This window comes from Actinomadura chokoriensis (assembly GCF_039529475.1).
GTDB classification, from domain to species: domain Bacteria; phylum Actinomycetota; class Actinomycetes; order Streptosporangiales; family Streptosporangiaceae; genus Spirillospora; species Spirillospora bangladeshensis.
On the sequence record NZ_BAAAMW010000007.1, the window covers coordinates 26,564 to 48,212 of the forward strand.

Below are 21,649 nucleotides of genomic sequence, written 5' to 3' on the forward strand. Positions count from 1 at the left end.
CCCCTCGGGTCATACCCGCGTAAGTTGCGGCGACCGTCGCGTAAGCGGGTGGTGAGTTGGACCGTGGTCGGGGCGGATCCCCGGCGTGGGTTGGGTGAAGGATGCGCGTGGCGCAGGCGGCTCCCGCTGCGGCGGGGCGTCCGCGTGCGGCACGCCGATGGTAGGAGGCCGAGCCGATCGATGCCGAGCGTCTACTGCACGCAGTGCGGTCACGCCAACCCGGATGATGCCCGCTTCTGCTCGAACTGCGGCACTCCGCTGACCCGGAGTCCGGCCGCGCCGCCGCCGTACCGCGAGTCGCCCGGCGAGTCCACGTCCACGATCTCCATCGGCGGGTTCGAGGCGCTGGACACCGACACGGGCGCCGAGGAGCAGGTCGGTCCCGACCAGATGGCGATGGAGGCGCTGCCCCCCGGCACCGCGCTGCTCGTCGTCAAGCGCGGACCGAACGCCGGCAGCCGCTTCCTGCTCGACAAGGACCGCACGTCCGCCGGGCGGCACCCCGAGAGCGACATCTTCCTGGACGACGTCACCGTGTCCCGCCGCCACGCCGAGTTCACCCGCCAGGGCGGCGCCTTCTCCGTCCGGGACGTGGGCAGCCTGAACGGCCTCTACGTCAACCGGCAGCGGATCGACCAGGCCGCCCTGTCCGGCGGCGACGAGGTCCAGATCGGCAAGTTCCGGCTGGTGTTCCTGACCAACCCGGCGCACGGCTGACGGAACGGGAGGGGCGTTGAACGCGGAGCCGGCCCGGTCCCTGATGACGATCGGGGACGTGCTCGGGCAGCTGCGGCCCGAGTTCCCCGACATCACCATCTCCAAGATCAGGTTCCTGGAGTCCGAGGGGCTGGTCGAGCCGCAGCGCAGCCCCTCCGGCTACCGCAAGTTCGGCGCGGCCGACGTGGAGCGGCTCCGGTTCGTCCTCACCGCCCAGCGCGACCACTACATGCCGCTGCGCGTGATCCGGCAGCACCTGGAGGCCCGCGACCGCGGCGAGAACGTCCCGGGGCTCGGCGACCGCGAGCCGTCCCGGCGCCGCCCCCGCACCCTCGTCGCCGCCGACACCACCGCCCCGGACCCGGCCGTCCGGCTCACCCGCCGCCAGCTCCTCGACGGCGCCGGGATCGACGAGGCGCTGCTCGCCCGCCTGGAGGAGTACGGCCTCGTCCACCGCACCGGCGCCCACTACGAGGGCGAGGCCCTCGGCATCTGCCGGATCGCCGCCGCGCTCGGCGAGTTCGGCTTCGAGGTCCGGCACCTGCGCGCCGTCAAGGCCGCCGCCGACCGGCAGGTCGGCCTGATCGAGCAGGTGGTCGCCCCGCAGCTGCGCCGCCGCAGCCGCGGCGCCCACGAGGAGGCCGCCGAGACCGCCCGGGAGATCGCCGCGCTGTCGGTCGGCCTGCACTCCGCGCTGGTCAGCGCGGGGCTCCGCGAAAGCCTCGACCACTGATCATGGCCGCCGCGCAGGATATTCCCCCACCTGCGGCAGGACGAGCTGTCCGACCCTGGGTGTACGTTGGCTACATGGTTCGGTCAGGAGTCGATCCGCTGCGAATGGTGATCGAGACACCGAGAACCGGCAGGGAGCCGCTGTGAAGCAGATGGAGGTCGTCGGCGTCCGGGTCGAGATGCCCTCCAATCAGCCGATCGTCCTGTTGAAGGAGACGGAGGGCGACCGCTACCTGCCCATCTGGATCGGGGCGGTCGAAGCGACCGCGATCGCCTTCGCGCAGCAGGGCGTGCTGCCCGCCCGGCCGCTGACCCACGACCTGTTCCGCGACGTCCTGGACGCCCTCAGCGTCCAGCTCCGCACCGTGAACATCACCGCCCTGCGCGAGGGCATCTTCTTCGCCGACCTGATCTTCTCCAACGGCGTCGAGGTCAGCGCCCGCCCCTCCGACTCCATCGCCCTGGCACTGCGCACCGGCGCCACGATCTTCGCCAGCGAGGACGTCCTCGAAGAGGCCGGCGTCGCCATCCCCGACGAGCAGGAGGACGAGGTCGAGAAGTTCCGCGAGTTCCTCGACACGATCTCCCCGGAGGACTTCGGCCGCGCCGGATAGGCCGCTGCTCGGGAGAGGTGTGGTCGCAGCGAGCTGCTTCCCCGCTCTCGCGCGCCCTGTGCCCGCCCAGGGAGACGACCCCCTGGCACCCCCGATGCAGGGGCTCCGCCCCCGCACCCCCTCCCGGCTCAGCTCGCCGGACAGGCCAGGCACCGCGCGGGGCAGCGCCCACTGTGAGCTCCGCTGGTGATTCGGGCGGGAGAGCGTGCTCGCAGGCCGGGTTTCCCGCCATGGTCACTGACCGTCATGTGGACCTTGGGACGCAGTCATCGGGAACTCGCGGTCCCGATAGCGCGCGCTCGCTCCTGGGCCGGAGCGGTGCGCGAGGTGGGTGGTCTCGGGGGTGGGTTGGGGGCGGTGGGGTTACAGGGGCGTGGCCTGGGGGTGCTGGGTGCGGGTGGTATTGGGGGAGGGGTGTAATAAATGCGCGCATCGTCCTGGACCTGGTGGTTTTTGGCGGCGGCGCATCGGGGTAGGAGTGCGTAGGTGGCGGAGGTGCGCAGTTTGCCCACGTGAAGCCGGTTCATCCGGGCATGCGACGCGCCGACGGTGAACGTTGACCACACCCTGACCGGCACCTACCGTGCTGGTGGAACACCCGTGGTGTAATTCGTCAAACCCCCTTGACGAACCGCCACGGGATGATAGAAGCCGGAGGTCCGCGTGGCGGTGAGCAGCGGCGAGGGCAAGGCGACCCCCGACAGGCACATGGCGTCCCGCCGTGCCGGAGAGCAGGGGCTGCTCTTCGACACGCAGGTGTCGGTGCCGCCGGAGGATGTCGGCTACCGCGGCCCGACGGCGTGCGCCGCGGCGGGGATCACCTACCGGCAGCTCGACTACTGGGCGCGGACGAGGTTGGTGGAGCCCAGCGTGCGCGCGGCGCAGGGGTCGGGCAGCCAGCGGCTGTACAGTTTCCGCGACATCCTGGTGCTCAAGGTCGTGAAGCGGCTGCTCGACACGGGAGTGTCGCTGCAGCAGATCCGGACGGCCGTGACGCACCTGCGCGACCGCGGTGTCCAGGACCTCGCGCAGATCACGCTGATGAGCGACGGCGTCAGCGTCTACGAGTGCACGTCGGCGGACGAGGTCGTCGACCTGCTCCAGGGCGGGCAGGGCGTGTTCGGCATAGCGCTCGGCCGGGTCTGGCAGGAGGTGGAGGGCAGTCTCGCGGAGCTGCCCGGTGAGCGGGCCGCCGCGGACCCTCCCGAACACCCCCACGATGAGCTCGCCAACCGGCGGCGCGCGCGCCGCACCGGCTGACGGTCAGAGCGACTCCTTGCGCTGCAGGTAGGTGAACGCCCCCCAGCCGGGCAGCACCGGCAGCCAGAGGGTGAAGAGCCGGTAGAGCAGGACCGCCGACGTCGCGGTCTCCGCGGACAGGCCCGAGATCGTCAGCGCCAGGGTGAGGGCGCCCTCCACGGCCCCCAGCCCGCCCGGTGTCGGCGCGGCGGAACCCACCGCGTTCGCGGTGAGGAAGACCAGGACCACGGTCGTCCACGGCAGCGAGCCGCCGAACGAGCGGATCGACGCGTCCAGGCACAGCACGAAGGCCAGGGTGAGCAGCAGCGTGCCGCCCATGCCCGTGAACAGCTTCTTCGGGGACTGCAGGACGTCCACCAGGCGGGGCACCACGCCCGAGAACATGCTCTTCAGCCGCGAGGTGACGACGCGGCGGACGCGCGGGACCGTCAGCGCCAGGCCGGCCACGAGGCCGAGCACCAGGACGGCGATCACGATCGTGCGCGACGGGGCCAGGTCCTGCGTCGCCTTCGTGGAGGAGCCCGTGAGGAACCCGAACAGCACCAGCAGCAGGATGTGCGTGACCATCCCGACCAGCTGGGACGCGCCGACGCTCGCCACCGCGAGGGTGGGGCGCACCCCCGAGCGCTGCAGGTAGCGGGTGTTGACGGCCACGCCGCCCACGGCGGCCGGGGCGACGAGCTTCACGAACGACGCGGCGACCTGCACCAGGACCGTCCGGCCCAGCGGCAGGCGCTCCGGGACGAAGCCCATCAGCATGAACGCCGCCGCGACGTAGCTCAGCGCGGCCGCGCCGAGGGCCGCGACGACCCAGTGCCAGCTCGCCGTGGCCGCCAGGTAGCCGACGTCCAGGCTCGTCACCTGCGGAATGACGATGTAGGCGGCGAACGAGAGGGCCACCACGCTGAAGATCGTCCGGGGGCGGAACCGCTCCAGCCGGGCCGGCGCCGCCTCCACCTCCGGCTTCAGCCGGACGATCTGCTCCCGGATCCGGGTCAGCGGCTCCCGGTCGCGGCGCAGCGCCTGCCGCGTCGCCCGGGACAGCGCGACCCGCTGCAGCAGCGGCACCGCGGCGCCGAGGGCCTCCTCGCCCAGCACGGCCGCGGCGGTCCGCACCGCCCGCTCCGGCCCGGTCCGCAGCGCCAGCGTGGTGAGGAGCTGCGCCAGGTCGAGCCGCAGCGCGAGGTCGCCCGCCGCCGTCTCGCCGGCGCGCAGGTCGGTGACGTAGGCGAGGCCGTCCTCGCCGATGAGCAGCGCGCCGCCCTCCAGCCGCCGGTGCGCGAGCCGTCCCGCCTGCAGCGACCGGAACTGCCGCCAGACGTCGGTCAGCAGATCGTCGGTGATCTCCTCGTCCGGGACGTCGCCGAGCCGCCGCCCCGGCACGCGCTCGTAGGCCAGCAGCGCCGCCTCCGTGCCGACCTCGCAGGTGCCGATGAGCCGCGGGGTGCGGACGCCCGCCGCGTCCACCGCGTACGCCATCAGCGACTCCTGCTCCAGCGACCGGCGCAGCGACCGCAGCGTGCGCCCGGTCGTGGTGGCGCGCAGCCGCAGCAGCCGCCAGATCCGGTACAGCAGCCCGGCGGTCTGCTGGTCGCGGTCCAGGACGCGGACCTCCAGGTCCCACTCGCCGTGGGCGCTCCGGCCGAGCGGCGGGCGGGGGCCGTACCCGGCGGCGGCGCCCGAGGCCAGGACGACGCCGTAGCGGCGTCCGTCCTCGGTGTCGTCGGACGGCTCGTCCAGCCGCGCGCCCCGCTTCGGCCGCAGCCCGAGCCGCTCCAGCGACGCGACGACCGCCGCCCCGGTCGGGCGCGGGTTCGGGGTGCCGACGGCGTACAGGGTGCCGTGGCCGATGGCGCGGCCGAGGAGGTAGGTGGCCGCGAGCGCGGCGACGGAGGCGTAGGACGCGGTCAGCCCGGTCAGCGCCGCCAGCCCGATCATGGTCCAGGTCGCGGCCTGCCAGCGGGCGCGGCCCGCCATCCCGACCGCGCTGACGAACGCGATGACCGGCGCGATGTCGGTGTGCACGGGCGCGGTCTCGGTGCCGCCCCAGATCAGCGAGTCGAGGACGCCGCCGGGCGCCGCCCGCACCACCAGGTCGTCCAGCCCGACGGTGATGCCGAACGCGATCACGGCGGCCAGCAGCGCGATCGCGACCCGCGTCCCGTCCTTGTGGAACAGCCGCTCGACCGCGAACGCGATCGGCACCGCCAGCACCCCGAAGCTGGACACCAGCGTCGCCAGCGTCAGCAGCAGCCGCGGCGCGTGCGCGGTGCCCTGCGCGATGTCGGTCTGCAACCCGTGCGTGGTCTGCTGCGCGATCGACACCAGCAGCATCACCGCGGCCAGCCCCACCACCGAGCCGGCGAACCTGATCGCGTCGGCGGGCCGCCGGATCCGGTCCGGCTGGGCGGGCTCGTCGACGGGCACGCCGGCGGTCGCGCCGTGCCGCGGGCGCACCATGCCGTCGCGGGTCTGTGTCACGCCGTACCGCCGCCCCGACCGTCCGTCATCGTGATCAGCGTCCCAGAAGCGGCGGCGCGGCGTCGAGTGCCGGGCCGGCGTCCGGCCGGTCGCGCGTGCACCCCGCAGCCCCATCTCCGCCCCCGTGGCCCGAGGTCCGTCTTGTCCCAGGTGAGTGTGCACATCGTACCGGCCGGTACGACCCGGGGGAGGGCGGCGGCGGCACCCGTGTCCGGGGCGGGACGACGGCCCGGAGCCGGTTTTGGGTAGGGTTTCGCCTAGGACATGCCGTCGACCCTGTGCGGGAGAGACCCCACGCGGCCAGCGTGGGGCGCCGAAGGGGCAACCTCCCCGGAACCTCTCAGGCAAAAGGACCGCTCGGGCGAGGCACCTCTGGAAAGCAGGCGTCGATCCCCGCAGCCGGGGAAGGGCGGCTCACCGAAGGGGAAACCCCGCCGCGCGGGTGAAGCTCTCAGGTGCCGATGACAGAGGGGGAGACCTGCCGCCGGCCCGTGCCGGCGGCGGACCTGAGCGACCGCAGCAGCCAGGAGGCCCTCCATGACCGCCCAGTTCTTCGCGCCCGTGGCCGCGCCGCAGCATCCGCGTTCGGCGTTCGCCGACCGGCACATCGGCCCCGGCCCGGACGAGCAGGCCCGGATGCTGGCCGCCATCGGCTACTCCGGCGCCGAGGCGCTGATCGACGCCGCGGTCCCCGCCGCGATCCGCACCGCCCGCCCGCTCGGCCTGCCGCCCGCGCTGAGCGAGACCGCGGCGCTGGACCGGCTCCGCGAGCTCGCGTCCCGCAACACCGTGCTGACGTCCATGATCGGGCTCGGCTACCACGGGACGACCACGCCCGGCGTGATCATGCGGAACGTCCTGGAGAACCCCGGCTGGTACACCGCCTACACGCCCTACCAGCCGGAGATCTCGCAGGGCCGGCTCGAGGCGCTGCTGAACTTCCAGACGGTGGTCGCCGACCTGACCGGGCTGCCCGTCGCGAACGCCTCCATGCTGGACGAGGGCACCGCCGCCGCCGAGGGGATGGCGCTCGCGCACCGCGTGTCCAAGCGCAGGGAGCCGGGGGCGTTCCTCGTCGACGCCGACGCGCTGCCGCAGACGATCGAGGTCGTCCGGACCCGCGCGGTCCCGCTCGGCATCGAGGTGGTCACCGCCGACCTGTCCGGCGGGCTGCCGGACGGCGACTTCTTCGGCGTGCTGCTCCAGTACCCGGGCGCGTCCGGGGCCGTCCGCGACCTCGCGCCGGTCATCGCGCAGGCGCACGAGCGCGGCGCCAAGGCCGTCGTGGCCGCGGACCTGCTCGCGCTGACGCTGCTGCGCCCGCCGGGGGAGTCCGGCGCCGACATCGCCGTGGGGTCCGCGCAGCGGTTCGGCGTCCCCTACGGGTTCGGCGGCCCGCACGCCGGCTACATGGCGGTCGGCGAGGGCATCCAGCGGCAGCTGCCCGGACGGCTCGTCGGCGTGTCGGTCGACGCGGACGGCGCGACCGCCTACCGGCTGGCGCTGCAGACCCGCGAGCAGCACATCCGCCGCGAGAAGGCCACCAGCAACATCTGCACCGCCCAGGTGCTCCTCGCCGTGATGGCGAGCATGTACGCGGTGTACCACGGCCCCGAGGGGCTGGCCGCGATCGCGCAGCGCGCCCACCGCCGCGCCGCCGAGATCGCCGCGGGGCTGCGCGCCGCCGGCGTGGAGGTCGTGCACGGCGCGTTCTTCGACACCGTCCTCGCCCGCGTGCCCGGCCGGGCCGCCGAGGTCGTCGCCGCCGCCCGCGAGCGCGGGATCAACCTGCGCCCGGACGGCCCCGACCGGGTCGGGATCGCCTGCGACGAGACCACGCTGCCCGAGCACGTCACCGCCGTCCTGGCGGCGTTCGGCGCCGCCCCCGCGGAGACCGCCGCCGAGGCGATCCCGGACGCGCTGCGCCGCGAGAGCCCCTACCTGACCCACCCGGTCTTCCACGCGCACCGCTCCGAGACCGCGATGCTGCGCTACCTGCGCCGCCTCCAGGACAAGGACATCGCGCTCGACCGCTCCATGATCCCGCTCGGCTCCTGCACGATGAAGCTGAACGCGACCGCGGAGATGGAGCCGATCACCTGGCCGGAGTTCGCGAACGTCCACCCGTTCGCGCCGATCGACCAGGCGGCCGGCTACGTGGAGCTGATCGGCGAGCTGGAGGACGCGCTCGCCGAGATCACCGGGTACGCGAAGGTCTCCGTCCAGCCGAACGCGGGCTCCCAGGGCGAGCTGGCCGGGCTGCTCGCGATCCGCGGCTACCACGCCTCCCGGGGCGAGGAGCACCGCGACGTCTGCCTGATCCCCTCCTCGGCGCACGGCACCAACGCCGCCAGCGCCGTCATGGCGGGCATGCGCGTCGTCGTCGTGACCTGCGACGAGGGCGGCAACGTCGCGCTCGACGACCTGCACGCCAAGATCGGCGAGCACCGCGACCGGCTCGCCGCGATCATGGTGACGTACCCGTCCACGCACGGCGTCTTCGAGGAGACGATCACCGACGTGTGCGCGGCCGTGCACGAGGCCGGCGGCCAGGTCTATGTGGACGGCGCCAACCTCAACGCCCTCGTCGGCCTGGCCCGCCCGGGCGAGTTCGGCTCGGACGTCTCGCACCTCAACCTGCACAAGACGTTCTGCATCCCGCACGGCGGCGGCGGCCCCGGCGTCGGCCCGATCGGCGTCCGCGAGCACCTCGCCCCGTTCCTGCCGAACCACCCGCTGCGCGCCGAGGCGGGCCCGGACACCGGCGTCGGCCCGATCTCCGCGGCGCCGTGGGGCTCGGCGGGCATCCTGCCGATCTCCTGGGCCTACATCGCGATGATGGGCCCGGACGGCCTGCGCGCCGCCACCGAGGGTGCGATCATCGGCGCGAACTACCTCGCCGCCCGGCTCGCCCCGCACTACCCGATCCTCTACACCGGCCGGAACGGACTCGTCGCGCACGAGTGCATCGCCGACCTCCGCAAGATCACCAAGGAGACGGGGATCACCGCCGAGGACGTCGCCAAGCGCCTCATCGACTACGGCTTCCACGCCCCGACCCTGTCCTTCCCGGTGGCCGGCACGCTGATGATCGAGCCCACCGAGTCCGAGGACCTCGCCGAGCTCGACCGCTTCTGCGACGCCATGATCGAGATCCGCCGGGAGATCCGGCGGGTCGCCGACGGCGGCTACGACCGCGAGGACAACCCGCTGAAGAACGCCCCGCACACCGCCGCCTGCCTGATCTCCGACGACTGGAAGCACCCCTACACCCGGGACGAGGCCGCCTACCCCGTCCCGTCCCTGCGCGAGGACAAGTACTGGCCCCCGGTCCGCCGCATCGACCAGGCCTACGGCGACCGCAACCTGGTCTGCTCCTGCCCGCCCCCGGAGGCCTTCGAGGACTGACGGAGCCGCCCCCCTGGGCGAATTCATGATCTTGATGGGGGTTCGTCGTGTCGTCGCGGGACGCGGCGGGGGCGGGTCGCTAGTCTCGGTGCGGAGTTCGTGGAAGCCGCAGAGGGCAGAGGCCGATGAGCGAGTTGCCGGACGAGACGTCCGACCCGGCGCAGATGTGCGAGGAGGCCCGCGACCTCGCCGAGAACGGCGAGGCCGGGCGGGCGGCGCTGCTGTTCGAGAAGGTGCTCGCGATGGGCGAGACGCCCTGCCGGGCGCGGGCGGCGCTCGGGCTCGCCGTCGTCCTCGACGACGCCGGGGAGGTGGCCCGGGCCCGGGAGGCGGACGCGGTCGCGATCGCCACCGGCGACCCCGAGTACGGGCCGCGCGCGGCCTACCACCTGGCGCTCACGCACGAGCGCGCCGGGGAGCCCGAGCGGGCGGCGTCCGCCTGGGGCGCGGTCGTCGACTTCGGCAACGCCGCCTACCTGCCGCCCGCCCACCTGGCGCTCGCCCGGATCGCCGACGACGCCGGCGACTTCGACGCGGCGCGGGAGCACTGGGAGGCCGCGGTCGGGACGGGCGACGCCGAGTACGGGCCGCTCGCCGCGCACGACCTCGCGCAGCGGCTGCTGGAGCGCGGCGACCCGGCGCGGGCCCAGCGGGTCCTGGCGGCGGGGCTCCGGCTGGTCGACCGGGCCGCCGCGCCGCACGCGTACGCGCGGCTCGCCGTCGCGCTCGGCATCTCCTACCTCGACCAGGCGATCGGAGCGTTCGGCGCGGCGCTGGCGGCCGAGCCGTCCGATCCGGAGGCCGGGCCGCTCGCGACCGAGCTGCTGGCGCGGACGCTGCCGCTGCGCGGGCGCGGCGCGGAGGCGGGCGAGGTGTGGCGGCGCGGGCTGGCCGACCCGGGCATCGCGCCGCAGGTGCGGGCGCGGATCCGCCGCGACTTCGGCGAGGAGGACGGCGAGGCCGACCTGTGGTGGGAGCCGGTCGTCGAGCAGGCCGTGTCGGACGGGACGCTGCCCGCGCTCGCCGGGGAGGCGTTCGGCGCCCTCGACCACATGTACGCGCTGCTCGCCGTCCGGTACGCCGAGCGCCGCGCGGACGACGCCCACGAGGTGCTCGGCGGCGCGGTGCGGGTCCCGAGCGGCTACCTGTGGGGGCCGCTGCTGCACGAGAGCTTCGCCGAGCGGTTCCGGCTGGCGATGGGCACGCCCGTCCCGGGCTGGCCGGACGCCTAGCCGGCGATGGCGCGCTCCGCGACCACCCGGGTGATGCGGGCGCGGACGAGGTACTCGGTGGGGACGGCGTTGCGCGCCCCGAACTCCTCGGCGCGATCGGCGCCCATGTAGCGGCCGCCGATCGCGGTCGCCCAGCGGCGCATCTCGTCCAGGTCCTCGACGAGGGCGGCCTCCGCCTGGATCTGCACGTACGAGTAGGGCGGGGCCTGGTCGTCCACGCAGACCGACAGCCGCGGGTCGCGGGCCAGGGCGCGGCCCTTGACGGTGTGGCGGCTCGTGTTGAACAGCAGGTCGTCGCCGTCGAGGACGAACCAGATCGGCGTGACGTGCGGGGTGCCGTCCTTGCGGATGACGCCCGCCTTGCCGGTGCGGGTGCCCTCCATGACGAACGCGCGCCATTCACTCTCCGTCATCTTCTCCATGCGGCCAGTCTGCCGGAAAGATCGCCGGGCGGGGCCGCTACGGTGGGCGCATGGAGGGTGGCAGATGGAGGTCGTGACGGCGCACGGGCCCGCCGAGGTGGCGCTGGACGAGACCGCCGGTCCGGCGTTCCTGCTGGTCCTGACGCACGGGTCGAACGGGAGCGTGGACGCGCCCGACCTGCTCGCCGTCCGGGAGACCGCGCTCGGGCTCGGCGGCGCCGTCGCGCGGGTGACGCAGCCGTTCCGGTACGCGGGCCGCCGGGCGCCCGGCTCGCCGGCCAAGCAGGACGAGGCGTGGCTGGAGATCGTCGGCCTGGTGCGGGGGAGGTTCGCCGACGTCCCGCTCGTGCAGGGCGGCCGCAGCAACGGCGCGCGGGTGGCGTGCCGCACCGCGGCGGCGGCCGGGGCGGCGGGCGTGCTGGCGCTGGCGTTCCCGCTGCACCCGCCGGGGAGGCCGGAGAAGACGCGGGTGGGCGAACTGCGCGCGGCGGGGGTGGAGGTCCTCGTCGTCAACGGCGACCGCGACCCCTTCGGCGTGCCGGACGAGGCGGACGCCGCCCACGTGGTGGTGCTCGCGGGGGAGCGGCATGACTTGAACAAGGACCCGGCCGCGGTGGGCCGGGCGGCGGAGCCGTGGCTGCGCACATGGGCGGCGCGCTAGCCGGCGCCGGACATGCGAACGGCCCGTCCGCGCGGACGGGCCGGGAGCGGTGGGCCGCTCCGGGCCCGGTGCGGGCCCGGAGGTCAAGGGCAGGGTGGGCAGTGCCCCCGAGGATGATCACCCGTTTGAACTAGTCCCCCGTGGAGACCGCTCAAGCGGCGGACGGCGCCTGCAGGTCCGTCGGCCGGTGCGGTGCGATGACTCCCCCGTCGGGCAGCAGCTCACCGGTGTCCTCGAAGAGCACGACGCCGTTGCACAGCAGGCTCCACCCCTGCTCGGGGTGGGCGGCCAGCGTCCGGGCGGCGTCGCGGTCGGGTGCGTGGTGCGAGGGACAGGGCGGCTGGTGCGGGCACATGGTGTGCCTCCGGTCTCAACTACTGGTCGGTCGTGGCTTTCCTTAATTGACGCACCCCAGTGTGAAGTGGTTCGCGCCCATCGGCTATAGCCCGTTGGGACGGTTGTCCGTTGGTACGCGAGTACCGGGCGGATGTGACCGCCCTCACTCCGAGGTGCCAGGCATAGGGTCCCTCCCGCGCGATAACGGACGGAGAACGACACGCCGACGGGCCGGAAACCCCTACGATGTCGCTCGGGGAACGCCTCAGGGCGTAGGGGGAGTGAGGCCGATGCGGGTCGCGTTGTCCGTCGCGTGCTTCGATGACGCGCTGTTCCCCGATGCGGGGAGGGCCGTGACCGTCCTTTTGGAACGCCTCGGCCATGACGTGGTATTCCCATCGGGGCAGACGTGCTGCGGGCAGATCCACTGGTCGGCGGGCTACCACCGCGAGGCCGCCGACCTGGCCCGCGCGTACACGGCCGCGTTCGCGGGCGGCGACGTCGTGGTCGCGACGTCGGCGTCGTGCGCCGCGGCCGTCCGGGACGCCTACCCGCGGCTCGCGCGGGCGGCCCGCGACCCCGGCCTGGCCCGCGCCGCCGAGGGCCTCGCCGTCTACGAGCTGACCGAGTTCCTCGTGGACGTCCTCGGGGTCACCGATGTCGGCGCCTACTTCCCGCACCGGGTCACCTACCACCCGTCCTGCCAGTCGCTGCGGACGCTGCGGGCCGGCGACCGGCCGCTGCGGCTGCTGCGGGCCGTGCGGGGCATCGACCTGGTGGAGCTGCCCAACGCCGAGGAGTGCTGCGGGTTCGGCGGGGCGTTCGCGATGAAGAACGCGGACGTGTCGGTCGCGATGGTCGCCGACAAGGTCCGGCACATCCGCGGCACGGGCGCCGACGTGGTGTGCGCGGTCGACGACTCCTGCCTCGCGCACATCGGCGGGGCGCTGTCGCGGCTGCGCGCCGGCGTCCGCACCCTGCACCTGGCCGAGATCCTCGCCTCGGCGGGGCCGTCGTGACCGGGGCGCCGCAGGGCGGGCCAGTCCCGCTGCCGATGCCGAAGTTCGCCGCCGCGGCCCGCCCCGCGCTGGCCGATACCGGCCTGCGCCGCACCCTGCGCGGCGCGACCGCGGTGCTGCGGGAGCGGGCGGCCGCCGCGTCCGCGGAGCCGGCCGACTGGGAGGAGCTGCGCGAGGCCGGCCGCGCCATCGGGGAGGCGGCGCTCCGCGACCTCGACGTGCACCTGGAGGAGCTGGAGCGGGCGGTCACCGAGGCCGGCGGCACCGTGCACTGGGCGGTGGACGCCGCCGAGGCGCGCCGCATCGTCACCGGGCTGGTGCGGGAGGCGGGGGCGGCGGAGGTCGTGAAGGCGGCGTCGCTGGCGGTCCGGGAGATCGGCGTGGACGGCGCGCTGGCCCGCATGGGGGTGGCCGTCCGCGAGACGGCGCTCGCCGACCTGGTCGTCCGGCTCGGCGAGGACGAGCCGTCCCATCTGCTGTCCGCGGCCGCGCACCGCGACCGGGCGCAGATCAGGGAGCTGTTCCGGCGCGCGATGCCCGCCGCCGGGGCCGGTCTGCCGGACGATCCGGAGGCCCTGGCCGCGGCGGCCCGCGCGCACCTGCGGGAGCCGTTCCTGCGCGCCGGCGTCGCGATCACCGGCGCGAACTTCCTGGTGGCCGAGAGCGGCACGGCCGTGGTGGTGGAGTCGGAGGGCAACGCGCGGATGTGCGTGACGCTGCCGGAGACGCTGATCTGCGTCGCCGGTATCGACAAGGTCGTCCCGACATGGGATGACATGGAGGTGTTCCTCCAGCTGCTGCCGCGGTCGTCGACCGGTGACCGGATGACGCCGTACGTCTCGTCCTGGACGGGCGTGACGCCGGGTGACGGGCCGCGCGCGTTCCACCTCGTCCTGCTCGACAACGGCCGCACCAGGGCCCTCGCCGACGAGGTCGGCCGCGCCGCGCTGCGCTGCATCCGCTGCTCGGCCTGCCTGAACGTCTGCCCCGTCTACGAGCGCACGGGCGGGGGCCCGTACGGGCCGGTCTATCCGGGCCCGATCGGGGCGATCCTCACCCCGCAGCTGCGCGGGGTGGAGAGCGCGGCGGCCGCCTCGCTGCCGTACGCCTCGACGCTCTGCGGCGCCTGCGCGGACGTCTGCCCGGTCAAGATCGACATTCCGGACGTGCTGGTCCACCTGCGCGGCAAGGTGGTGGAGTCGCGCCGCCGGCGGCCCGTCCCGACACCGGAGATGGTGCTGATGCGCGGCCTGGCCTGGACGATGGGCGACCCGCGCCGGCACGAGGCCGCGCTGCGGAGCGGCACCCGGTGGGCGCGGCTGCTGTCGCGCGGCGGGCGGATCCGCCGGCTGCCCGGCCTGCTCGGCACGTGGACCGAGGCCCGCGACCTGCCGGCGCCGCCCGCGGAGACCTTCCGCGCCTGGTGGAACGGGAGGCGGCGGTGAGCGGGCGGGAGGAGATGCTGCGGCGGGTGCGGGAGGCGCTCGGCGGGGCGCGGGGCGCGCGCCCGCCGGTCCCGCGCGGCTACGCGCGCCGGCTGCCGGAGGCCGAGGCGGCGACGCGGGCGGACGTCGTCGCCCTGTTCACCGAGCGGGTCGCCGACAACCGGGCCGCCGTGCGGCACGTCGGCGCGGACGAGCTCGGCACCGCGGTGGCCGCCGCGCTGTGGGCGCGCGAGGCCAAGCAGATCGCCGTCCCGGCGGACCTGCCGTACGGGTGGCTCGCCGAGCTGGACGGCGTCCGCGCCCTGGCCGACACCCCGCCCCTGGACGTCGGCGCCCTCGCCGGGGTGGACGCCGTGGTGACCGGGTGCGCGGCGGCGATCGCGCAGACGGGCACGGTCGTCCTGGACGGCGGCCGGGGGCAGGGCAGGCGGGTGCTCACGCTCGTGCCCGGCTTCCACCTGTGCGTGGTGCACGCCGACCAGATCGTCGGAACGGTCCCGGAGGCGGTCACGCGGGTGGACCCGGCGCGGCCGCTCACCTGGATCAGCGGCCCGTCGGCGACCCACGGCATCGAGATGCGCAGGGTCGAGGGCGTCCACGGCCCGCGCCATCTGGAGGTCCTCGTCGTCGAGGACGGCCTCCTGGCGCCCTGACCGGCCCGCCCGGCGCCCGCCGCCGGGCGGCCGCGGGTCAGCGGACGCCGGCGATGACGAGGTCGAGGCCGGCGGTGAACCGGGCGTCCCAGTCGACGGCGCGGTCGGCGCCGTCCTCGTCGGTGCCGCGCGCCTCCAGGGCGGTGTGGCCGATCACGTAGGCGAGCAGGGTGTGCGCGGCGACGGCGGCGGCGCCGTCGGCGACGCCGCCGCGCCGCATGACCTCGCGCAGCGACGCGACCGTGGTGGTGAGCGCCGCGGGGTTGCGGCGCGTGACGACCAGGGGGAGGACTCCGGCGTGCGCCATCAGCCGGCCCCGGTAGTCGCCGGCCCAGCCGCGCAGGACGTCCTGCCAGCGCCGCGGCGGCGCGTCGGCGGCGGGCGCGGAGGCGACGTGCGCGACGAGGCCGTCGAGGAGCTGCTCCTTGCCGCGGGGGAGGTGGTGGTAGATCGCCATCGCCTCGACCTCCAGGGCGTCCCCGAGGCGGCGCATCGTGAGGCGGCCGAGTCCCTGGCCGTCCACGATGTGCAGGGCCGCCTCGATGATCCGCTCGGTGGACAGCGGCGCGCGGTGCTGGGCGTTGATGCTGGGCTGCCGGACCATGAGAACCGACCTTACTGCGTAAAGGGCCGAAGCCGGGTGTCCGCCGCCACGACACGCCGGAACCCCGCGTACGCTTACCCTCGACCGGACAGTGCCGACCGTCGAGGGAGTACCACCATGCCGCTGGGCCGCCGTGTGAGCAAGGACGTCGCGGAGCCGTACGAGGCCGACCAGCGGCTGGCCGCCGAGTACGAGGACCGGCTCGCGGCGGCCGGCGACGCCGAGCGGGCGCTGCGGGACGCGCAGTCCGCCGACGCGCCCCTGCCGGAGCTGCGGGTGCTGACCCTCGCGTTCGACCGGGCGATGACGGCGGCGCTCGCCGCCGCCGAGGCGTCCGAGCGGGTCGCGATGGGCCCGAGGGTCTACGCTGCCGACACCCAGGACGCCAAGACCCGCCGCGCCGCCGAGATCGCCTACCGCAAGGCCAAGGCGCGCCCGGCCGTCCGCCCGTGGACGGACGAGGTCGACCGCCTGCGCACGGCCCGCGAGGCGCACCGCCTCAGCTTCAAGACGGTGCCGTCCGCGCTCGGCTGAGCCGTTTCCGGGACGTGTGGCGACACAGCGTCACCGGGTGGCACCGGCCACCGAACTTTGAGAGTCTGCCCTCTCGGGGAACGCCGGGGGAGTCCCACCGCACGTCGCGGGGTCGATGACGTGCGCGCGGACGCGCCCCGGCGGAGAGGGCACACGGTGCTCTGGACGTTGGGGGATGTCACGTGGAGCGCACGCCGCCTGACCGGGGCCGCGTACTCGAGTCCTACCAGGACGGGGTGAAGGCGATCCGCGCGCTGGCGGAGCGCGTCGGCGACTGGGACGTGCCGACGCCCTGCGCCGACTGGCGGCTGATCGATCTCGCCGGGCATCTGCGGTGCGTCGCGGAGAACTTCCTGGAGTACCTCCAGGACGCGCCCGACAGTCGGCTCGCGACGCTGTTCGCGCAGGACGCGGCGACGGCGGTGCTGATCCGGCAGCAGGCGCGGCAGAACGCGACCGAGCTCGCGGTGCTGCCGCGCGAGCCCGGCCCCGACCGGATCATGGCGTTCGGGGTGTCGGCCGGCGCGTACGCCGACCTGATGCCGGACATGTGGGACCGGACGCACCTGATCTACCGGGGCACCAAGTACACGGTCGGCGACCACGCGGGCGCGGCGTGCGTGGAGTGGCACCTGCACGCCTGGGACATGGCCCGCGCGGCCGGCGGGGACTACCGGCCGCGCGATCCCGACCTGCTGGTGTCGGCGTGGCACTGGGGCGTCCCGCACCTGCCGCTCGCCGCCGGCGACCCGTGGGAGGCGGTGCTGCGCTCGTCGGGCCGGTCGCCGCGCTGGCCGGAGCGCGACGACCGGCCGGGGCGGGCGCGGCGGCGGGCCGCCCGTCAGACCCCCTCCAGCCTGCCCGGGCGGGGCCGCAGGTAGACCGCCCAGGTGAGGACGCAGCACACGGCGTAGAAGGCGATGAACGCCAGGTAGGCGCCGTCGCCGGTCCCGGACGCCAGGAACGACTGCCGGAAGGCGATGTTGACCAGGACGCCGCCGGACGCGCCGACGGCGCCCGCGATGCCGATCAGCGCCCCGGACAGCCGGCGCGCCTCGTCCTCGGGGGCCTTGGCCCGGAAGACGGCGGGGATCATCTTGTAGGTGGAGCCGTTGCCGACGCCGCTGCACGCGAACAGCAGGACGAAGCCGGTGAGGAACAGCGGCAGCGACCCGCGCTGCGACGCGGCCAGCACCAGGCCGGCGGACGCGGCCATCGCGACGAACGTCCAGAAGGTGACGGCGGCGCCGCCGAGCCGGTCGGCGAGCCGGCCGCCGGCCGGGCGGATCAGCGACCCGACCGCGGGCCCGAGGAACGTCAGGCAGGCGGCCTCGGCCGGGGTGGCGAAGTCGTCGGCGAACTGGATCTGCAGGACCTGCCCGAACGCGAAGCCGAACCCGATGAACGATCCGAAGGTGCCGATGTAGAGCACCGACATGATCCAGGTGTGGGCGTCGCGGCACACGTCCCGCATCGCGCGCCGGTCGTTGCGCGCCCGCGCCAGGTTGTCCATGCGGAACCAGGCGGCGAGGGCGGCGAGGACGATCAGCGGGATGTAGATCCCGGCGAGCAGGCGGGGGTGGCCCGCGCCGGCGGTGGCGAGGACGAGCAGCCCGACGAGCTGGACGGCGGCGACGCCGAGGTTGCCGCCGCCGGCGTTGACGCCGAGCGCCCAGCCCTTGAGCCGCTGCGGGTAGAACGCGTTGATGTTGGCCATCGAGGAGGCGAAGTTGCCGCCGCCGACGCCGGCGACGGCCGCGAGGACCAGCAGCGTGGTGAACGAGACGCCGGGCTCGATCAGGGTCGCGGCGAGGACCGCCGGGACGAGCAGCAGGGCCGCGCTGAAGACGGTCCAGTTGCGGCCGCCGAACCGGGCGACGGCGAGCGTGTAGGGGATGCGCAGCGCCGCGCCGACGAGGGCGGGGACGGCGGTGAGGGTGAACTTGCCGGCCGGGTCGATGCCGTAGGCGGGCCCGAGGAACAGCACGAGGACCGACCAGAGCGTCCACACCGAGAACCCGATGTGCTCGGCGAAGATCGACAGGACCAGGTTGCGGCGGGCGGTCCGGGCGCCGCGCGCCGTCCAGAAGGCGGGGTCCTCGGGCCGCCAGTCCTCGATCCAGCGGCCCTTGTCCGGGCGGGTGCGCTCCCCGCGCGCGGCTCGGGTGGTGACGGTCATCGGCGCTCTCCCAGGTCGGTTCGGAAGACCGAACGTAGGAGCGCGAGGTTTCGGGCGCGTGTGACGGGTCGTACGCGGGTGCTAACTCCGCCGCACCGCGCGTCCCCGCCGGTGGTGAGGCGGGGGGCGGTAGACCCGGGCCGCGCCGGGTAGGCAGGTGGTCGCGAGGCGGCGGGGGAAACGGAGACAGGACCGATGGCGACCTGTGAGGTCTGCGGCAACGACTACGCGATGGCCTTCGAGGTGCACGCGCAGGGCGAGGTGCACACGTTCGACTCGTTCGAGTGCGCGGTGCACCGGATGGCACCGATCTGCGAGCACTGCCAGTGCCGCATCCTGGGCCACGGCGTGGAGGTGAGCGGGCACTTCTACTGCTGCGCGCACTGCGCCCGGGCGGTCGACCCGGAGGGCGCCCGCCAGATCCAGGACGCGGTCCCGGTCTGACCCCGGGCCGAGGGGCCCGTCCAGGGGCGCGGGTCAGGCGCGGCGCGCGCCGAAGGGCTGCTCGCGGCCGTCTTCGAGATAGACGGCGCGGCCGTCGGCCATGGCCCGCAGGCTGGGGTCCATCCGGCGGGAGACGTGCGGCGGCGCCAGCTCGGGGATCTTCTCCGGCGCGACCAGGACGTGGTCGGACAGCTCCTCGGGCGGCAGCCGGATCGCGGCGATCTCCGCGCCGGTGATGGTGCCGCCGAAGACGAACACGTTGACGGCGTCGACGCCGTCGTCGCGCGGGGAGCCCCAGTCGACGCAGGCCAGGCCGTCCAGGCGGGGGACGAGGCCGAGTTCCTCCTCGCACTCGCGCAGGCAGGCCGACAGCGGGGACTCGTCGGCCTCGATGACCCCGCCGGGGAGATACCAGCCCTCGCTGTAGGTGGGCTTGACCAGCAGGACCCGCCCGAGGTCGTCCAGGAGCAGGGCCGCCGCGGCGCCGCGGGCGCGCGGCAGTGAGGCGTAGTAAGCAAGGTCGGGCATGTACCGAGGTTAGGCGTGATCACTGCGGGGCGGTCGGGGCGGGGGCGGGTGCGGGGCCGCATCCGTCCGGGAGATCAGCGGGGCACCGCGAATCCGTTCGGAGATCGGGTAAAAGACGACGAAATGCCCATGACAGGGATCGACAACGCTTGACACGTGCGCGTCAGGAAGCGACATGCCGGGGAGTCGTGTCCGCCCGCGCCCTGACCTCGGCGGACGCGGCCGCGTGAACCGCATTTAACGGCGGGGTCACACCGGGGACTCGGCGGCGAAACCGCGCCCGCCGAGTCTCGGCCCATGAACGGGACACCCACGCACTGCCCGTACTGCGCCCTGCAGTGCGGCATGACCCTGCACGGGACCGGCGGGCGCGCGGTGCGGATCGAGCCGCGCGACGACGTGCCCGCCAACCGCGGCGGGCTGTGCCAGAAGGGCTGGACGGCCGCGGAGCTGCTCACCGTCCCGGACCGGCTGGCCGCGCCGATGATGCGGCGCCGCCGGGACGCGCCGCTGGAGCCCTGCTCCTGGGACGAGGCCCTCGACCGCGTCGCCGCCGGGGCCGCCCGGCTGCGGGCGCTGCACGGCCCGGACGCGGTCGCGGTGTTCGGCGGCGGCGGCCTGACCAACGAGAAGGCCTACCAGCTGGGCAAGTTCGCGCGGGTCGCGCTCGGCACGTCCCAGATCGACTACAACGGCCGGTTCTGCATGGCGTCGGCCGCGGCGGCGTCCGGCCGGGCGTTCGGCATGGACCGCGGGCTGCCGGGGCCGGTCACCGACCTCGCCGCGTCCGGCGCCGTCCTGCTGGTGGGCGGGAACCCGGCCGAGACGATGCCGCCGTTCATGCGGCATCTGGCGGAGATGCGGGACGGCGGCGGGGCCCTCATCGTGGTCGACCCGCGCCGCACCGCCACCGCCCGCCAGGCGGACCTGCACCTGCAGCCGGTGCCCGGGACCGACCTCGCGCTCGCCAACGGGCTGCTGCACCTGGCGCTCGCCGAGGGCCTGGCGGACGACGCCTACATCGCCGCCCGCACCGCCGGGTTCGGCGCGGTCCGGACGGTCGTCAACGCCTACTGGCCGGACCGCGTGGAGCGCATCACCGGCGTCCCCGTCCCCGCGATGCGCGAGGCCGTCCGGCTGCTGGCCCGCGCCGGCCGCGCCCACGTGCTGACCGGGCGGGGCGGCGAGCAGCACGCGGACGGCACCGACACCGTCAGCGCGTTCATCAACCTGGCGCTCGCGCTCGGGCTGCCCGGCCGCGACGGCTCCGGCTACGGGTGCCTGACCGGGCAGGGCAACGGGCAGGGCGGCCGCGAGCACGGGCAGAAGGCCGACCAGCTGCCCGGCTACCGCAGGATCGACGACCCGGCGGCCCGCGCGCACGTCGCGGCGGTGTGGGGCGTGGACCCCGCCGATCTGCCGGGTCCGGGGCGGTCGGCCTACGAGCTGCTGTCGGCGCTCGGCACCGGCGGCGGGCCGAAGGCGCTGCTGCTGTTCGGGTCGAACCCGGTGGTGTCGGCGCCGGACGCCGCGCGCGTGCAGGAGCGGCTCGACGCCCTGGACCTGCTCGTGGTCGCCGACTTCGTCCCGTCGGAGACCGCGCGGCGCGCCGACGTGGTGCTGCCGGCCGCGCAGTGGGCCGAGGAGTCGGGGACGATGACGAACCTGGAGGGCCGGGTGCTGCGGCGCCGCCGGGCCGTCCGCCCGCCGGCCGGCGTCCGCACCGACCTGGAGATCATCGCCGCGCTCGCGGAGCGGCTGAAGGCGCCGGGGGAGTGGAGCGCCGACCCGGAGGAGGTGTTCGGCGAGCTGCGCCGCGCCAGCGCGGGCGGCGCCGCCGACTACGCGGGCATCGACTACGCGCGGATCGAGGCCGAGGGCGGCGTGTTCTGGCCCTGCCCGTCGCCCGGCCACCCCGGCACGCCGCGGCCCTATCTCGACCGGTTCCCCACGCCGGACGGGCGCGCCCGGTTCGTCCCGGTCGAGCACCGCGGTCCGGCCGAGGACGTGGACGCCGCGCACCCGGTGTACCTGACGACCGGGCGGGTCCTCGCGCAGTACCAGTCGGGCGCGCAGACCCGCCGCGTCCCGGCGCTGGCCGCGGCCGCGCCGGAGCCGTTCGCCGAGCTGCACCCCGACCTGGCCGAGCGGCTCGGCATCGAGGACGGCGCGCGGGTGCGGGTGGAGAGCCGCCGGGGCGCGGTCACCGTCCGGGCGCGGCTGACCGAGGCGGTCCGCGCCGACACCGTGTTCGTGCCGTTCCACTGGGCGGGGGAGGGGCGGGCGAACCTGCTCACCAACCCCGCCCTGGACCCGGTGTCGCGGATGCCGGAGTTCAAGGTGTGCGCCGTCCGCGTGGGAGTGAGTCCCTTTTAACACG

At 75.0% G+C, this 21,649-nt stretch carries 20 protein-coding genes and 2 riboswitches; of the genes, 14 read left to right on the forward strand and 6 right to left on the reverse strand.

Annotated features, from left to right (window positions below; translation table 11 throughout):
- The first annotated feature begins 180 nt into the window (after positions 1 to 180).
- From ABFX46_RS17015 to ABFX46_RS17030, 4 genes are all read left to right on the forward strand, one after another.
- Positions 181 to 717: an FHA domain-containing protein gene (locus tag ABFX46_RS17015; protein WP_131942883.1), complete on the forward strand. Its 537-nt coding sequence runs from the start codon at positions 181 to 183 to the stop codon at positions 715 to 717.
- Positions 718 to 733: 16 nt separating this feature from the next.
- Entirely contained in the window at positions 734 to 1,450 is a 717-nt protein-coding gene (gene ftsR, locus ABFX46_RS17020) for a transcriptional regulator FtsR (protein ID WP_346043244.1), read from the forward strand.
- A gap of 142 nt (positions 1,451 to 1,592) precedes the next feature.
- Positions 1,593 to 2,063: a bifunctional nuclease family protein gene (locus ABFX46_RS17025; protein WP_067468341.1), complete on the forward strand. Its 471-nt coding sequence runs from the start codon at positions 1,593 to 1,595 to the stop codon at positions 2,061 to 2,063.
- Between the two features lie 663 nt (positions 2,064 to 2,726).
- Complete coding sequence (locus ABFX46_RS17030; protein WP_346043246.1) at positions 2,727 to 3,323, forward strand: MerR family transcriptional regulator; 597 nt, start codon at positions 2,727 to 2,729, stop codon at positions 3,321 to 3,323.
- 3 nt (positions 3,324 to 3,326) lie between these two features.
- On the opposite strand, the gene ABFX46_RS17035 is transcribed toward ABFX46_RS17030, so the two are convergent.
- Positions 3,327 to 5,804 carry a lysylphosphatidylglycerol synthase transmembrane domain-containing protein gene (locus tag ABFX46_RS17035; protein WP_346043247.1) on the reverse strand — a complete coding sequence of 826 codons (2,478 nt, stop codon included), beginning with the start codon at positions 5,802 to 5,804 and terminating at the stop codon, positions 3,327 to 3,329.
- Between the two features lie 271 nt (positions 5,805 to 6,075).
- Positions 6,076 to 6,170, forward strand: a riboswitch (glycine riboswitch).
- A riboswitch (glycine riboswitch) is annotated at positions 6,171 to 6,282 on the forward strand. It begins immediately after the preceding riboswitch.
- A gap of 59 nt (positions 6,283 to 6,341) precedes the next feature.
- Here ABFX46_RS17035 and gcvP point away from each other — a divergent pair.
- Positions 6,342 to 9,212, forward strand: a complete 2,871-nt coding sequence (gcvP, locus tag ABFX46_RS17040) for an aminomethyl-transferring glycine dehydrogenase (protein WP_346043249.1) — start codon at positions 6,342 to 6,344, stop codon at positions 9,210 to 9,212.
- A gap of 125 nt (positions 9,213 to 9,337) precedes the next feature.
- Positions 9,338 to 10,444, forward strand: a complete 1,107-nt coding sequence (locus tag ABFX46_RS17045) for a tetratricopeptide repeat protein (protein WP_346043251.1) — start codon at positions 9,338 to 9,340, stop codon at positions 10,442 to 10,444.
- Here the strand turns inward: ABFX46_RS17045 and ABFX46_RS17050 are convergent.
- Entirely contained in the window at positions 10,441 to 10,866 is a 426-nt protein-coding gene (locus tag ABFX46_RS17050) for a PPOX class F420-dependent oxidoreductase (RefSeq protein WP_346043253.1), read from the reverse strand. The two genes, ABFX46_RS17045 and ABFX46_RS17050, sit on opposite strands and share 4 nt — an antisense overlap.
- A 64-nt stretch (positions 10,867 to 10,930) precedes the next feature.
- On the opposite strand from ABFX46_RS17050, the gene ABFX46_RS17055 reads away from it, so the two are divergent.
- A complete protein-coding gene (locus ABFX46_RS17055) occupies positions 10,931 to 11,527 on the forward strand; it encodes an alpha/beta hydrolase family protein (protein WP_346043254.1) in 597 nt (198 codons plus the stop codon).
- A 151-nt stretch (positions 11,528 to 11,678) separates the two neighbouring features.
- Here ABFX46_RS17055 and ABFX46_RS17060 read toward each other — a convergent pair whose 3' ends face one another.
- Positions 11,679 to 11,882: a DUF5999 family protein gene (locus ABFX46_RS17060; protein ID WP_346043256.1), complete on the reverse strand. Its 204-nt coding sequence runs from the start codon at positions 11,880 to 11,882 to the stop codon at positions 11,679 to 11,681.
- A 271-nt stretch (positions 11,883 to 12,153) separates the two neighbouring features.
- Between ABFX46_RS17060 and ABFX46_RS17065 the strand changes: the two genes are divergently transcribed.
- Genes ABFX46_RS17065 through ABFX46_RS17075 form a run of 3 tightly spaced genes read left to right on the forward strand, consistent with a single transcriptional unit; the run spans position 12,154 to position 14,980 of the window.
- The gene (locus ABFX46_RS17065) at positions 12,154 to 12,882 is read left to right on the forward strand and encodes a (Fe-S)-binding protein (protein ID WP_346043257.1); all 729 of its coding nucleotides are present in this window, start codon (positions 12,154 to 12,156) and stop codon (positions 12,880 to 12,882) included.
- 35 nt (positions 12,883 to 12,917) lie between these two features.
- A complete protein-coding gene (locus tag ABFX46_RS17070) occupies positions 12,918 to 14,327 on the forward strand; it encodes a lactate utilization protein B (protein ID WP_346043704.1) in 1,410 nt (469 codons plus the stop codon).
- Complete coding sequence (locus ABFX46_RS17075; RefSeq protein WP_346043259.1) at positions 14,324 to 14,980, forward strand: LutC/YkgG family protein; 657 nt, start codon at positions 14,324 to 14,326, stop codon at positions 14,978 to 14,980. The genes ABFX46_RS17070 and ABFX46_RS17075 overlap by 4 nt, the downstream gene beginning before the upstream one ends.
- A gap of 37 nt (positions 14,981 to 15,017) precedes the next feature.
- Here ABFX46_RS17075 and ABFX46_RS17080 read toward each other — a convergent pair whose 3' ends face one another.
- Complete coding sequence (locus ABFX46_RS17080) at positions 15,018 to 15,584, reverse strand: TetR family transcriptional regulator (RefSeq protein WP_346043260.1); 567 nt, start codon at positions 15,582 to 15,584, stop codon at positions 15,018 to 15,020.
- Positions 15,585 to 15,701: 117 nt separating this feature from the next.
- Here ABFX46_RS17080 and ABFX46_RS17085 point away from each other — a divergent pair, with 117 nt between their 5' ends.
- Positions 15,702 to 16,118, forward strand: coding sequence for a plectin (locus tag ABFX46_RS17085; protein WP_346043262.1), 417 nt, complete (start codon positions 15,702 to 15,704; stop codon positions 16,116 to 16,118).
- A gap of 182 nt (positions 16,119 to 16,300) precedes the next feature.
- Positions 16,301 to 16,999, forward strand: a complete 699-nt coding sequence (locus tag ABFX46_RS17090) for a maleylpyruvate isomerase N-terminal domain-containing protein (RefSeq protein ID WP_346043264.1) — start codon at positions 16,301 to 16,303, stop codon at positions 16,997 to 16,999.
- On the opposite strand, the gene ABFX46_RS17095 is transcribed toward ABFX46_RS17090, so the two are convergent.
- Entirely contained in the window at positions 16,960 to 18,297 is a 1,338-nt protein-coding gene (locus ABFX46_RS17095; protein WP_346043266.1) for a nitrate/nitrite transporter, read from the reverse strand. The two genes, ABFX46_RS17090 and ABFX46_RS17095, sit on opposite strands and share 40 nt — an antisense overlap.
- A gap of 195 nt (positions 18,298 to 18,492) precedes the next feature.
- On the opposite strand from ABFX46_RS17095, the gene ABFX46_RS17100 reads away from it, so the two are divergent.
- Entirely contained in the window at positions 18,493 to 18,741 is a 249-nt protein-coding gene (locus ABFX46_RS17100) for a hypothetical protein (protein WP_131943198.1), read from the forward strand.
- 33 nt (positions 18,742 to 18,774) lie between these two features.
- Here the strand turns inward: ABFX46_RS17100 and ABFX46_RS17105 are convergent, their stop codons facing one another.
- Complete coding sequence (locus ABFX46_RS17105; protein ID WP_131943197.1) at positions 18,775 to 19,269, reverse strand: NUDIX domain-containing protein; 495 nt, start codon at positions 19,267 to 19,269, stop codon at positions 18,775 to 18,777.
- Between the two features lie 297 nt (positions 19,270 to 19,566).
- On the opposite strand from ABFX46_RS17105, the gene ABFX46_RS17110 reads away from it, so the two are divergent.
- Complete coding sequence (locus tag ABFX46_RS17110) at positions 19,567 to 21,645, forward strand: molybdopterin oxidoreductase family protein (RefSeq protein ID WP_346043268.1); 2,079 nt, start codon at positions 19,567 to 19,569, stop codon at positions 21,643 to 21,645.
- The last annotated feature ends 4 nt before the right edge of the window (positions 21,646 to 21,649 follow it).

Bases quoted from the DNA above. Each gene is read 5' to 3' on its own strand.
- ABFX46_RS17015 (WP_131942883.1), top strand. From the start codon at position 181: ATGCCGAGCGTCTACTGCACGCAGTGCGGTCACGCCAACCCGGATGAT.
- gcvP (WP_346043249.1), top strand. From the start codon at position 6,342: ATGACCGCCCAGTTCTTCGCGCCCGTGGCCGCGCCGCAGCATCCGCGT.
- ABFX46_RS17045 (WP_346043251.1), top strand. From the start codon at position 9,338: ATGAGCGAGTTGCCGGACGAGACGTCCGACCCGGCGCAGATGTGCGAG.
- ABFX46_RS17050 (WP_346043253.1), bottom strand. From the start codon at position 10,866: ATGGAGAAGATGACGGAGAGTGAATGGCGCGCGTTCGTCATGGAGGGC.
- ABFX46_RS17055 (WP_346043254.1), top strand. From the start codon at position 10,931: ATGGAGGTCGTGACGGCGCACGGGCCCGCCGAGGTGGCGCTGGACGAG.
- ABFX46_RS17060 (WP_346043256.1), bottom strand. From the start codon at position 11,882: ATGTGCCCGCACCAGCCGCCCTGTCCCTCGCACCACGCACCCGACCGC.
- ABFX46_RS17065 (WP_346043257.1), top strand. From the start codon at position 12,154: ATGCGGGTCGCGTTGTCCGTCGCGTGCTTCGATGACGCGCTGTTCCCC.
- ABFX46_RS17070 (WP_346043704.1), top strand. From the start codon at position 12,918: ATGCCGAAGTTCGCCGCCGCGGCCCGCCCCGCGCTGGCCGATACCGGC.
- ABFX46_RS17080 (WP_346043260.1), bottom strand. From the start codon at position 15,584: ATGGTCCGGCAGCCCAGCATCAACGCCCAGCACCGCGCGCCGCTGTCC.
- ABFX46_RS17085 (WP_346043262.1), top strand. From the start codon at position 15,702: ATGCCGCTGGGCCGCCGTGTGAGCAAGGACGTCGCGGAGCCGTACGAG.
- ABFX46_RS17095 (WP_346043266.1), bottom strand. From the start codon at position 18,297: ATGACCGTCACCACCCGAGCCGCGCGCGGGGAGCGCACCCGCCCGGAC.
- ABFX46_RS17100 (WP_131943198.1), top strand. From the start codon at position 18,493: ATGGCGACCTGTGAGGTCTGCGGCAACGACTACGCGATGGCCTTCGAG.
- ABFX46_RS17105 (WP_131943197.1), bottom strand. From the start codon at position 19,269: ATGCCCGACCTTGCTTACTACGCCTCACTGCCGCGCGCCCGCGGCGCC.
- ABFX46_RS17110 (WP_346043268.1), top strand. From the start codon at position 19,567: ATGAACGGGACACCCACGCACTGCCCGTACTGCGCCCTGCAGTGCGGC.